Annotated in this window: 10 protein-coding genes; all 10 read right to left on the bottom strand. The window is 54.7% G+C overall.

Features of this window, described 5'->3' with window-relative positions; translation table 11 throughout:
- Window positions 1-2: 2 nt before the first annotated feature.
- The 10 genes from groL to cimA all read right to left on the bottom strand — a co-directional run bounded on the left by groL (window position 3) and on the right by cimA (window position 12,909).
- Complete coding sequence (gene groL, locus BU251_RS04655; protein ID WP_128699731.1) at window positions 3-1,637, bottom strand: chaperonin GroEL; 1,635 nt, start codon at window positions 1,635-1,637, stop codon at window positions 3-5.
- 183 nt (window positions 1,638-1,820) lie between these two features.
- Entirely contained in the window at window positions 1,821-2,114 is a 294-nt protein-coding gene (gene groES, locus BU251_RS04660) for a co-chaperone GroES (RefSeq protein ID WP_128699732.1), read from the bottom strand.
- A 351-nt stretch (window positions 2,115-2,465) separates the two neighbouring features.
- Window positions 2,466-3,242 carry a type III pantothenate kinase gene (locus BU251_RS04665; RefSeq protein ID WP_128699733.1) on the bottom strand — a complete coding sequence of 259 codons (777 nt, stop codon included), beginning with the start codon at window positions 3,240-3,242 and terminating at the stop codon, window positions 2,466-2,468.
- Window positions 3,239-4,042 (bottom strand): biotin--[acetyl-CoA-carboxylase] ligase, encoded by an 804-nt coding sequence (locus BU251_RS04670; protein ID WP_128699734.1) that lies wholly within the window; start codon window positions 4,040-4,042, stop codon window positions 3,239-3,241. The genes BU251_RS04665 and BU251_RS04670 overlap by 4 nt, the downstream gene beginning before the upstream one ends.
- A 237-nt stretch (window positions 4,043-4,279) precedes the next feature.
- Entirely contained in the window at window positions 4,280-6,337 is a 2,058-nt protein-coding gene (uvrB, locus tag BU251_RS04675; protein WP_128700961.1) for an excinuclease ABC subunit UvrB, read from the bottom strand.
- A 430-nt stretch (window positions 6,338-6,767) separates the two neighbouring features.
- Complete coding sequence (locus BU251_RS04680; RefSeq protein ID WP_164908870.1) at window positions 6,768-7,169, bottom strand: response regulator; 402 nt, start codon at window positions 7,167-7,169, stop codon at window positions 6,768-6,770.
- Window positions 7,170-7,259: 90 nt separating this feature from the next.
- A complete protein-coding gene (locus BU251_RS04685) occupies window positions 7,260-7,667 on the bottom strand; it encodes a PilZ domain-containing protein (protein WP_128699736.1) in 408 nt (135 codons plus the stop codon).
- A 2-nt stretch (window positions 7,668-7,669) separates the two neighbouring features.
- Window positions 7,670-8,560, bottom strand: coding sequence for a carboxylating nicotinate-nucleotide diphosphorylase (gene nadC / locus BU251_RS04690; protein WP_128699737.1), 891 nt, complete (start codon window positions 8,558-8,560; stop codon window positions 7,670-7,672).
- Window positions 8,547-11,336: a valine--tRNA ligase gene (locus tag BU251_RS04695; RefSeq protein ID WP_128699738.1), complete on the bottom strand. Its 2,790-nt coding sequence runs from the start codon at window positions 11,334-11,336 to the stop codon at window positions 8,547-8,549. The genes nadC and BU251_RS04695 overlap by 14 nt, the downstream gene beginning before the upstream one ends.
- Window positions 11,329-12,909: a citramalate synthase gene (gene cimA, locus BU251_RS04700; protein ID WP_128699739.1), complete on the bottom strand. Its 1,581-nt coding sequence runs from the start codon at window positions 12,907-12,909 to the stop codon at window positions 11,329-11,331. Before cimA ends, BU251_RS04695 begins: the two co-directional genes overlap by 8 nt.
- Between the last annotated feature and the right edge of the window lie 4 nt (window positions 12,910-12,913).

Genomic DNA, 12,913 nt, shown 5'->3' on the forward strand with positions numbered 1-12,913 from the left:
GATCAATACATCCCGCCCATCCCGCCTCCGGGAGGCATGGCCGGCATACCCGGTTTTTCTTTTTCCGGGATATCGGTCACCAACGCCTCTGTCGTCAACAAGAGCGACGCGATACTGGAGGCGTTTTGAAGCGCCGAACGCGTCACTTTTGTCGGATCGATGATGCCCGCTTCCAGCATATCCACAAACTTATCATCGGAAACGTCATATCCGATGTTCTTCTTCTCCGTCTTGACGCGCTGGACGATCACAGAGCCGTCGACAGCGGCATTGGCAGCCAGCTGCCTCAAGGGCTCTTCGAGGACGCGGCGGATGATGTTGACGCCGACCTTCTCGTCCTCCTCGCCCACCTTCACCTTGTCCAAGGAAGAGATACAACGGATCAAGGCCACGCCGCCGCCGGGAACAATCCCTTCCTGGACAGCCGCACGGGTCGCATGCAGAGCATCTTCGACCCTGGCCTTTTTCTCCTTCATTTCCGTCTCTGTTGCGGCGCCGACATTGATGACGGCGACGCCCCCGGCCAGCTTGGCCAGACGCTCCTGGAGCTTCTCTTTATCGTAATCCGAATCGCTCTGCTCGATCTGTTTCTTGATCTGCGCGATGCGGCCGTTGATCGCCTGGGTCTTTCCTGCGCCTTCGATGATCGTCGTATCGTCCTTATCGACCTTCACCCTCTTGGCGCGTCCAAGCATATCCAGATCCACGCTTTCGAGCTTGATGCCGCGGTCCTCCGTGATGGCCTCTCCACCGGTCAAAATCGCGATATCCTCGATCATGGCCCGGCGCCTGTCGCCGTATCCCGGGGCCTTGACCGCGCAGCAGGAAAGAACGCCTTTAAGCCTGTTGACGACCAAAGTCGTCAAGGCCTCGCCTTCCACGTCTTCAGCAATGATCAACAGGGACCTGCCGGAACGGGCGATCTTTTCCAACAAGGGCAGAAGATCCTTGATGGACGATATCTTCTTTTCGTAGATCAGGATATAAGGCTCTTCTATCACCGCCTCCATCCTCTCAGCGTCCGTCACAAAATAAGGAGAGAGATACCCCTGATCAAACTGCATCCCTTCCACAACATCCAGGGTCGTCGCCGTCGACTTGGCTTCCTCGACCGTGATGACACCGTCTTTGCCGACTTTCTCCATAGCTTCGGCAATGTCGGAACCGATCTTGTTGTCGCCGTTGGCAGCGATCGTCGCTACCTGCGCGACTTCTTTTTTGTCTTTAATCGACGTGGACAGCTCTTTGAGCTCCTCGACAACGGCATCCACGGCTTTTTCGATGCCGCGTTTCAGCGCCATCGGGTTGACGCCGGCCGTCACATTCTTTAGGCCTTCGCGGTAAATCGCTTCGGCCAGGACTGTCGCCGTTGTGGTGCCGTCTCCGGCCACATCGGATGTCTTCTCGGCGACTTCCTTGACCATCTGGGCGCCCATGTTCTCAAACGGGTCTTCCAGATCGACCTCTTTGGCCACCGTCACGCCATCCTTGGTGATGGTCGGAGAGCCGAATTTCTTGTCCAGGACGACATTGCGCCCCTTAGGGCCCAAGGTCACTTTCACAGCCTTTGCCAGCTGCTCGACGCCCCGCAGGACGGCGCGCCTGGCCTCATCGCTGAATAGCAACTGCTTTGCCATATCGATCCTCCTTAATCCCACCTCCGGCGGGATTAACTCCGCAGCGTATCTTGTAAATATCTGGATGCCCGTCCGAGCTCTGCGAAGACTGGTCGCAGACAGATATTGACAAGATGCAAACGCAAGGAGTAAGTTTAACCTTTTATGCTTATTTTGCGCAAGACAACAATTAAAACTAATGCGTTACTTCTTCACAATAGCCAGAATATCTTCTTCGCGGACGATAAGATATTCCTCGCCATCCTTTGTCGTCACTTCCGTCCCTGAATACTTGGCATAAAGAACGACATCGCCCTCTTTTACTTCCGGCTTCTGGACAGTGCCGTTATCCAGAACCTTTCCCTTGCCGACAGCAACGACCTTTCCTTCCTGCGGCTTCTCTTTGACGGTATCAGGAAGAACGATGCCGCCTTTCGATTTGGAATCGGCTTCCAGAGGCTTCAGGATAATCCTGTCGCCTAATGGTTGAAAGTTCATGCCTCCCTCCTTGTTTTGTTGGTTGGAATTTCTGGAGTCCCCCCCATGGGTATAACCCGTGGGCTCTTTCTATTCGTCTTTCTATTCGCCCTCGCCCGCCGCTTGCGGCGATCAGGGGCGACGTCCCCATCCGCCATAGTTTTTCCTGCAAGACAAAACCAACCCATCGGTTCTCCCTGCGGACGAACCGATGGAACTCAGGCAAAGGGATTAGCACTCTGCAATGATGAGTGCTAATAACAGACATCAAAAAAACGCAAACCGAAACCCAGCGCGATATTGCGCACCGGCTTTTCTAAGATTTGCGATTGTGAATTTTAATGAAATTTTCCCGTCTTGTCAAGTTTTTTTTTACAGCTTTTTGCTGATTTTCTGACTGGCTGCGATCATGGCCAGGCCTTTCAGAATCAGGTCTTCTTCAACGACCTTCAGATAACGGCTGTGAGGCTTGATGAGAAGGGCGTCGCCGCCTGTGACAATGATCTTATATCCCCGGCATTCTTTTTTCAGGAGACGCTCGATGATCCCGTCACACAATGAGGCGGCGCCGAAAACGATGCCGGCGCGTATGCTGGAGGCAGTGTCGCGTCCAATGAGCTCTATGGGGCGCGCCAGCTCAACGAACGGCAGAAGCGCTGTCTTATTGTTCAGGGATTCCTGCATAAGCCTTAAACCGGGAGCAATAAGACCGCCCAGATATTCAGCGCCGCGCGACACAACGTCAAACGTGATGGCGGTCCCGAAATCAACGACAACCAATCCTTTTCCGTACAATTTCAACGCGGCGTAAGCATTCACCAGCCTGTCCTGACCCACCTGTGACGGGATCCTGTATTTATTCATCAAAGGCACGCAGAAATCTTCTCCGGCGATCTTGCAGTCCGTCTTAAAGATACTGCGGCAGATGGACCGTAGATGCTTGTTGGCCTGGGGGACAACGCTGCAGGCATAGACTTCCCTGCATGCTTCCTTCTTCAAGAACGGCCGCGCTTTGTCTTTGATCAAGGCCTCGACCTTTACGGGTTCGCCCCAGCCAGACGTCAAAACTTTAAAAACGCCCACCAGGCGCGAGTCAGCGAAAAATCCGACCGTCACGTTCGTGTTGCCGATGTCAACTGTCGCGATCATGAAACCCCCGGCTTTTCCAGATGGCCCGTATGGACAACCTGGCAACAACCATTGTCCAAGCGTATCACAAGGCTGCCGTTCTCGTCGAAATCCAAGGCATACCCTTCCACGACGTGATTGGCGGTGACGACGCGGACCCTCTCGCCCAAGATCAGGCCGGAAGACTCCTTGATCATCCCAAGCAACTCTCTGCTCCGGCCCTCCAGAAGATCCGCATAGAGCCGATCAAGGTTCTTTATAATTATATGGGAGAGATCAACCAAGTCAACCTCCCTTTTTAATGCAAGGGCGACCGATGTCGCTCCCGGCGGAAGCTCGCCGCGAGACAGATTCACGTTCACTCCGAGACCGACGACAGCATACCCGACCCTGTCGCCCTCCAGATGCATTTCTGTCAGGATGCCGGCGACCTTTCCATGCCCCACATACACATCATTGGGCCATTTGATGGACACCTTGTCGACATGGATGCCTTTGAGGGCCTTGGCAATGGCCATGGCCACCGTCAGGGTAACGAGCGGCATGCGCGCGACTTCCAACTCAGGCCTCAGGATAAAAGAACAGTAGATCCCCTTGCCGACAGGAGAATTCCAGGCGTTCCCAAGACGACCGCGGCCCTGGGTCTGGCCGTTCGCAAAAAGAACGGTGCCCTGAGGCTCTCCGCTTTCGGCAAGAAAATGGGCCAAATCATTGGTCGAGGTCACCAGATCGTAAGCCAGGAGTTTCTTGCCGATATAACGCGTCCCCAAGGAATGCTTGCTGGAACGTTGATGGAATAGTCTCGAAAGTCCGGAATCCATTTTTAAATCCGTTGGCGCGTTAGCGAGTTAACGCGTTGTCGGAGATTTTTTAACCCGCTTACCCGTTAACCCGTTGACTCTGCGCGGCCTAAAGCTCCGCCCTTTAGGACGAAGAGTGTTGTGGCCGCTTAGAGGTACCCGAAACAAGCCCAGGCCTGCCCCTGGCCTTGCCCTCGGCCTGCCCTTCGGGCAAGGCCAGGGGCAGGCCGAGGGCAAAGCCGGGGAATATGGGTTGATTCATTTACGCTGGCGCGATGTCTTTCTCGCGGCGATAACCTTATCTCTTCTGTATTGTTCTGCGCCGTCTTCACCAAAAGTAATTTTCCCCTTATCCTCCCTGAGGCGCTTGATCTCGTCGCGCAAGGCCGCCGCCTCTTCGAATTTGAGGTTCCGCGCCGCCAATTCCATATCACGCTGCAATAACGCAAGCAGGGAATCGAATTCGAATTGCTCTTTTTTCTGGCCGGACAGCCTGGCGAGGTATGTTTTGGCCTCTTCTTCCTCTTTCAGGCTTTCACGGATCTCTTTTTTGATCGAGGCGATGGTGATGCCGTGGCGCTCGTTGAATGCCAGCTGAATACCGCGACGCCTGCGGCTTTCTTTGATGGCATTCTCCATCGCAGGCGTGACCGTATCGGCATACATGACGACCTCTCCGTGGACATGGCGCGCAGCCCTACCGGCAAGCTGGATCAGCGAAACGTCCGACCGCAAAAAACCTTCTTTGTCGGCGTCTAAGATAACCACCAGAGACACCTCCGGCAAATCCAAGCCCTCCCTTAGAAGATTTACCCCGACAAGACAATCGTAATCTTTTTTACGGAGCCGCCGCAGGATCTCGACGCGCTCGATCGTATCGATCTCCGAATGAAGGTAAGCGACCTTCAGGCCTTTTTCTTCCAGATACTGGCTCAAATCCTCGGCCATACGCTTGGTCAGCGTTGTCACAAGCACGCGCTCATCCTTTTGGGCGCGTTCCCTCACCAGCCTCTCCAAATCCTCCACCTGCCCGTTAGTCGGCTTAACGAGGATTTCAGGATCCGGAATGCCCGTCGGACGAATGACCTGTTCGGCAGAAATGCCGCCGGATCTCTTCAATTCATACGGCCCGGGCGTCGCGGAAACAAAAACCGTCTGCGGCACGAGCGATTCAAATTCATCGAATGTCAGGGGCCGGTTATCCAGGCACGAAGGCAGACGAAAGCCGAAATCCACCAGGACTTCTTTGCGGGCGCGGTCGCCCTCATACATGCCGCGGACCTGGGGGATCGTCACATGGCTCTCGTCGATGCAGACCAAAAAATCCTTCGGAAAATAATCAAGAAGGCAATAAGGACGCGAACCGGGCTGACGGAAAGACAGGTGGCGCGAATAATTCTCGATGCCATGGCAGTAGCCGACCACTTTAAGCATCTCCAGGTCATATTTTGTCCTCTGCTCCAGCCGCTGCGCCTCCAGAAGTTTATTCTGCCCCCTCAATTCCCTGAGCCTGTCTTCCAGCTCTTTCATGATGGAAACCGAGGCCTTTTCAATCGCATCGCCCGCCACAATATAATGTTTGGCCGGATAGATGCCGATCTTCTTTAAATCCGCGATCTTCTTGCCGGAAACGGGATCGAATTCATAGATCCCGGCAATCGCCTCATCCTCCATTTCCAGACGGACGGCCTTCTCCGTATAAGCGGGATAGACATCCACAACATCGCCTTTTACCCTGACCTTCCCCCGGGAAAATTCATAATCGTTACGCTCGTACTGGATGGCCACCAGACGCTTGAGGATATCCTGGCGGCTTGCAGCCTGGCCGACCTCAAGAAAAAGCATATAGTCGCCGTACTCTCTGGGACTCCCCAGATTGTAAATGCAGGAAACAGAGGCGACCACCAGGACATCCTGGCGGGAAAAAAGCGATGTCGTCGAAGATAACCGCAGGCGGTCCAGCCTGTCATTGATCGACGAATCCTTCTCAATATAGGTGTCCGTCGCAGGGATATAGGCTTCCGGCTGATAATAATCGTAATAGCTGACGAAATACTCAACCGCATTTTCCGGAAAGAACTCCTTGAACTCAAAATAAAGCTGGGCAGCCAGCGTCTTGTTGTGTGAAATGACGAGCGTCGGCTTGTTGATCCGCTCGATGCAATTGGCCATCGTGAACGTCTTGCCCGACCCTGTCACGCCCAGGAGGGTCAGGAATTTTCTCGAGGAATCCCGCAGGCCGCCTACGAGTTTATCGATCGCCTGGGCCTGATCGCCCGAAGGACGAAAAGGACTTTTGAGTTTAAAATCAGGCATAGATTCGAGGTTGACGAAACAGTTGAGGCAGGCCGCTTGAGCAGGAGTCCCCGTCAAACTATGGAGCCCCACGGCTTTACAGCCCTCATCTTCACCGAGAGGCGAGCCGTGGTGCCTGTCCGCCTTCCAGCGATCGAACGACATCTCATCCGGCCTTCGGCGGGACCTCGCCCGCCGCAGGGTGGCGGGCCGTAGCGCACCTATCCTGCATTTCCGCCTTTTGGCGAGGCCTCGCCGGCTAAAAGCCGGCGGGCATCCACGGGTTCACACCCGTGGTTTTCCCGCCAGAGGCGGATAAAGCCTGCTTTGAAGGGCGCGGAATCCCCAAGGACTTAAACTTAGGCGGACCCGCCGATCTGTAGTGGCAGATATCCTCAGCCTACCTAAAAGCCGGGGATTTCCCTGCATGCCGACAGACAGGTGCGAAGGGTTAAACAGGATCTCCGCCCGGCTGCTCCTTCAGCCGCAAGGCATTCTCGATAGCAACCATCAGCACACCCGTGTCGATCGGCTTCACCAAGTAAGAAGTAATTCCCAGCTTGAAAGCCTTGAATTTGTCCGTATCCTTCCACAAGGCCGATGTGATGATGATCGGCGTCTCCTGTCCGATGGGATCATCGTTCAATTCCTGGCAGATCTCCAGTCCGCCCATGTGCGGCATCAACAAATCCAGGACAATGACATCCGGCCTGAACGCATGCACATCGGTCATTACATCCCTTGGATCGGTAACCCCCTGGACCTCATAAGACCCGCTTCGCTCCAGCAATCTTTTTAAAAACTGGACGATATCCGTATCATCATCGACAAGCAAGATCTTCTTTTTATCCAAATCCTCTGCCCCTCCCGGATACCGCCACCTCATGCTGAACGTTAAATGTATTTCATCCTCCCCGCATCCCGTGCGCCGTCCCGGCGGCTGTTACGCCTCCGTTTTTCGCTCTCCGCAGCTACGCATATTCTTGATAAACCCGCGATCATCATCGGACAGGCGGGTGAACTGCAACCCCACCCTGTACATCCCCCTCTGGCCGCAAAGATGATAACACACCTTCCCCTCGGCCTCGATAGGCCTGAAACGGTTATCCTGCTGCGTCATCAGCTCATTGACCAGAATGAATTTGTTGGTGATACAGGTGGAAAGGGGGATCTTCTGGTGGGTCAAGAAGGCCATGCCGCCTTCGGACAAATCCAGCATCATCCCGTTGTATGCCGCCTCAACCGGCAAGGCCCTTGTCTTGACGCCGGAGGCCATTTTGTACATCAGGACATACCCTTGTTTCACCCTCCTGAATTTTCTTCTTTCCTGATCCGGATAGGAATGTTCCATGGCTACCCCTCCCGTGATAGAAGACGCCGTTTGAAACGAACCTTTACGATCTCAAGCGACACGTCCAGCGCGCGCGCCGAATGCGTCAGCGCGCCCAGAGAGATAAAATCGACGCCCTTGATCGCGTATCCTCGGATATTCTGCGGCCCGATACCTCCCGAAAGCTCCACAAGGGGCCGATGCTCCTTATCGGGGAATATCTTTTTCAGCAATGCGACAGCCCGGCGTACCTGCAAGGGGGAAAAATTATCCAGCATGACGATATCCGGACGATACACCATGGCTTTTTTCAGCTCGGACAAGTTCTCGACTTCAATCTCGAAAAGAACCTTCTTTCTGCGCCGTGCAAAAATGTCGAAGCCGCCGATGCTCTTCAAGATCAGGATATGGTTATCTTTAACGAGGTATTGATCAGCCAGATTCAGGCGGTGATTCATGCCTCCGCCGGCACAGACGGCATATTTTTCCAGGGAACGCATGAGGGGCGTGGTCTTGCGCGTATCAAGGATACGGACCCCGGCGCGCCGGACGGCATCGCAGGCCTGGCGCGTCTGCGTAGCAATCCCCGAAAGATAACCGAGGAAATTCAGGGCCAACCGCTCGCAAGAAAGGACGGAACGCGCCTTGCCGGTGACCGTCATCAACGTCTCGCCCGCCCGAACCACATATCCGTCTGTCTTCAGCAGGCGCACGGACAATGATGGGTCAAAAACCCTGAAGACCTCTGCTGCAAGCGCCGCACCGCAAACAACCCCCTTCTCCCTGGCGATGATCCTGGCCGTAACGCGGGCCGAAAAAGGGATAAAATCCAACGTCGTGATATCCTGGTAGGCCGCATCTTCCAGGAGAGCGGCCTTGATCATAAGCGCCACCGAAGGGTCATTGAAGCGCACGTCGAATCTCCTCCAAGTCGGCCGTCTTTGCCTTGAGCTCCTCAAGTCTTTTACGCTCAGCGGCGACAACTTGCTCCGGCGCCTTCTTGACAAACCCCTTGTTCTTCAGAAGCGCCTCTTTGGCTTTGATCTGCTTGTGCCCCTGCGCGATCTCGCCGGCCAAACGTTCTCTCTCCTGCGCGATATCCACCAGGCCTTCAAGCAGAAGATACAGATGGGCGTCGCGGGCCACAAGCAGGCTCAAAGAATTCTGCGGCGCCGTATCGTCATCCAACCACTCCAGTTCGCTCGCCTGCGCCAGCTGACAAATGACAGGCGCAGCCGCCAGAAGCGCGGCTCTCTTTTTTGGGGCTGCCCACATGCGCACGCGCACCTTCACCGCAGGGTTCAGCTTCAACTCATGGCGCCGTTCGCGCAAAAGAAGCACCGCGTCGAAAATAATGCGCATCAATTCGCGCGCCTCCTTATTCTCGAACTTCTTTTCAGGCTGCGGCCACGGAGCAACGGCAATAGTCTCAAACGAAGAACCTCCAAGCACAGATGAAATCTCATCGGTAATGAACGGCATAAACGGATGCAACAGTAAAAGCGAGACCTTGAGGACATGAACCAGAATTTCCTGAGTATTTTTTTCGCAGATCGTCTGCTTGGCCATCTCTACATACCAATCGCAGAATGAATGCCAGAAAAAGGTGTAGAGCAAATTGACGGCCTCGTGAAAACGAAAAGCATCGACGGCCTTTGTCACACGGCGGATGGTATCGTTGAGTTCGGCAAGGATCCAGAGGTCCTGGATGCGGCAGGCGGCCGGGTCAATCCGGCTGCCGTCGACGCCGACGGCCGCATTCATACGGATAAACCTGGAGGCATTCCATATCTTGTTGGCAAAGTTGCGGCCCTGCTCGAATTTCTCCTTGGAGAGGAAAATATCCGAGGCGCATGCGGAAATAAGGCTGAAACGCAGGGCGTCCGCTCCATACGTCTCGATCACTTCCAATGGATCGATGCTGTTGCCCAGGGATTTGGACATCTTGCGGCCCTGCGCGTCACGGACCGTCCCATGGATAAAAACATCCTTAAAAGGGATCGACCCCATGAAGGCGAAACCCGCCATGATCATCCGCGCCACCCAAAAAAAGATGATCTCCGGCGCCGTCACAAGGACCGATGTCGGATAGAAATACTCCAGCTCTTTTTTCTGCTCTTCTGTTCTCCGCTTTGCGTCTTCAGACACCTGGTCTGAAAACGGCCACCCGAAGGTCGCAAACGGCCACAACCACGACGAAAACCAGGTATCCAACACATCTTCGTCCTGTTTTAAGTCCGTTCCACCGCAATCCGGACACTTTTCAGGCCTGACCCGCGCAACAATAATACCTTTTTGTGTATTTTTTGAATTTTTTTTGAAATTGGAAATTGGAACTTGGGATTTGCTTCCTGTTTCTGCCATACACCGCTGACAATAATAAACGGGAAGCCGGTGCCCCCACCATATCTGGCGCGAGATGCACCAATCCTTGATATTCTCCATCCAGTTGAGATATACCTTGGTCCAACGCTGGGGGGTGAATGCGATCTTGCCCTTCTTGACGGCGTCGATGGCCGGCTTGGCCAGCGGCTTGGTGCGCACAAACCACTGCTTGGACAAATAGGGTTCTACGATCGTATGGCAACGGTAGCAATGGCCGACAGCGTGGCGATGGGGTTCGATCTTGACAAGGAGCTTGCGCTCCGTCAAATCCTCGATAATGGCTTCCCTGGCCTCAAAACGGTCCATGCCCGCATAGTCCCCCGCATGGGCGTTAAGGACCGCATCGGGCTGCATGATATTGATGAATTCCAGCTCATGCGTTTTGCCCATCTGATAATCATTGGGGTCATGGGCCGGCGTTACCTTGACTGCGCCTGTACCAAAAGATTTGTCCACCAGGTCGTCGGCAATGATCCCGATCTCCCTTCCGACGAGGGGCAAGACAAGCGTGGCGCCGATCAGGTGCTTATATCTCTTGTCCTTGGGGTTGACGGCGACCGCCGTATCTCCCAGCATGGTCTCAGGACGCGTGGTCGCTACGATAATCCCATCTTCGGGCGCCGCCGTCTTCTTGCTGTTTCTTTTTGACTTGCGTCCGGCGGCCTGCGGCTCCTTCAACGGATATTTGATGTAATACAGTTTCCCGTCCAGGTCGTGATGAGGAGCTTCCTCGTCGGACAAAGCTGTCTGGCAACGCGGACACCAGTTAATGATATAGTCGCCCTGATAGATCAGGTCCTTTTCGTAAAGGGAGACAAAAACCTCCGTGATGGCGCGCGAATACCCCTCATCCATCGTGAAGCGTTCACGCTGCCAGTCGCAGGTAGCCCCCAGCCTTTTGAGCTGATTGATGATCGTCGAACCGTAATTTTCTTTCCACTCCCATACCTTCTCTAAAAACTTCTCGCGGCCCATCTGGCCGCGGGTCAACCCCTCTTTGGCGATCTGCCTCTCCACGACGTTCTGCGTCGCTATCCCCGCGTGGTCGGTGCCCGGCATCCAGAGTGCCTCACAGCCTTGCATGCGCCGCATGCGAATCAAGATGTCCTGAAGGGTATTGTTCAAGGCATGGCCCATATGAAGGATACCCGTCACATTCGGCGGCGGGATCACGATCGTGAAATGCTCCTTGTCCGGGTTGACCGAAGCGTGAAACAACGGCATGCGGGCCCAGAGGCCGGCCCATTTCTCTTCGACCTCTTTAGGGTTATATTGGGCGCTTAACTCGCGGGGCAGATCATTCATGAGGCAACACGGCTCCATCCTTTAACAACTTATACTCGATGCTGTCGACCAACGCCAGCCAGCTGGCTTCAATGATATTCTCCGAAACGCCCACCGTCGTCCAGGAGTCGCGTTCATCCTGCGACTGGATGAGGACGCGCACCTTCGCGGCTGTCCCGTCCTTGGCATCCAGCACCCTGACCTTGAAATCGGAAAGGTGCATCTTGGAAACAACCGGATAAAAACCCTTCAACGCCTTGCGCAGGGCATTGTCCAGGGCGTTCACAGGACCGTCCCCATCGGACGACGTATGTTCCTGAACGCCCCCCACTTTCAGCTTGATCGTGGCCTCAGAGGTAATCGTCCCTTTTTGGCGTTTCTCGACGATCACGCGAAAACCCTCAAGCTCGAAAAACTTTTTATATTGTTTCAGGGCCCGCTTGACCAGGATCTCAAAGCTCGCGTCTGCCGCCTCGAACTGGTAGCCCTCATGTTCCAGGTCCTGGAGCAATTTGACGACTCTCTTGGTGTCGGGCGAATCTTTTTTCAATTGCAGCTTGAGCTCTTCGGCCTTGGTCAGGATGGGCGTCTTACCGGCCAATTCCGAGACAAGGATCCTGCGGACGTTCCCCACGCGCTCAGGCTCGATATGCTCGTAGCTTTTTGGATTTTTGTAAACCGCGTTGATATGGACGCCGGCCTTATGGGCAAAAGCAGACTTGCCGACAAAAGGCTGGTTGTCGGCCTGCTTCATATTGCTGATCTCGCTGACGAAATGCGACACCTCCGTCAGCTCCTTGAGCTGCTCGTCTGTGACACAATCGAGGCCCATTTTCAACTTCAGGATTCCGACGATAGGAATCAAATCCGCATTACCGCAGCGTTCACCATAACCGTTGATCGTCCCCTGCACCTGGACGCACCCGGCCTCGACGGCCGCAATGGAATTGGCCACCGCAAGACCAAGATCGTTGTGGACATGGATGCCCAAAGGAAGCTTCACATTCTTCTGGACATCGGCAATGACGGCAACGAGCTGCGACGTCAGCGTGCCGCCGTTGGTATCGCAGAGACAAAGCAACCGCGCGCCGCAGTCCTGGGCCGCCAGAAGCGTCGCCATCGCGTAGTCGCGGTTATGTTTATACGCATCGAAGAAATGCTCGGCGTCATAAATGAGCTCCAGCCCCTCTGCGACGAGATATTTGACGGAATCCCTGATGATCTCGAGGTTCTCCTCCAGGCTCACGCGCAGGACGTCGCGCACGTGCAAGTCCCAGGATTTTCCGAAGATAGTCGCAACCCGCACCCCTGAATGAAGGATGGCCGCAAAGACAGGGTCGTCCTTGGCTGCCACGCCCGCCTTGCGCGTAGCGCCGAAGGCGGTCAAGGCCGCGTTTTTGAGCGGGTGTTTCTTGAACTCCTCAAAAAACATCCTGTCCTTCGGGTTTGAGCCGGGAAATCCCCCTTCAATATAGGCGACGCCAAGCTCATCAAGCTTGCGCGCAATCTTGATCTTGTCCGCAACGGAATACGAGATCCCCTCTGTCTGGGAACCGTCGCGTAATGTCGTGTCGTAAAGCTCTATCTTTTTCATAACG

It is taken from the genome of Candidatus Velamenicoccus archaeovorus (assembly GCF_004102945.1).
Taxonomy (GTDB): Bacteria; Omnitrophota; Gorgyraeia; order Velamenicoccales; family Velamenicoccaceae; genus Velamenicoccus; species Velamenicoccus archaeovorus.

Coding starts and splice junctions, on each gene's coding strand:
- groL (WP_128699731.1), bottom strand. CDS start 1,637: ATGGCAAAGCAGTTGCTATTCAGCGATGAGGCCAGGCGCGCCGTCCTG.
- groES (WP_128699732.1), bottom strand. CDS start 2,114: ATGAACTTTCAACCATTAGGCGACAGGATTATCCTGAAGCCTCTGGAA.
- BU251_RS04665 (WP_128699733.1), bottom strand. CDS start 3,242: ATGATCGCGACAGTTGACATCGGCAACACGAACGTGACGGTCGGATTT.
- BU251_RS04670 (WP_128699734.1), bottom strand. CDS start 4,042: ATGGATTCCGGACTTTCGAGACTATTCCATCAACGTTCCAGCAAGCAT.
- uvrB (WP_128700961.1), bottom strand. CDS start 6,337: ATGCCTGATTTTAAACTCAAAAGTCCTTTTCGTCCTTCGGGCGATCAG.
- BU251_RS04685 (WP_128699736.1), bottom strand. CDS start 7,667: ATGGAACATTCCTATCCGGATCAGGAAAGAAGAAAATTCAGGAGGGTG.
- BU251_RS04695 (WP_128699738.1), bottom strand. CDS start 11,336: ATGAATGATCTGCCCCGCGAGTTAAGCGCCCAATATAACCCTAAAGAG.
- cimA (WP_128699739.1), bottom strand. CDS start 12,909: ATGAAAAAGATAGAGCTTTACGACACGACATTACGCGACGGTTCCCAG.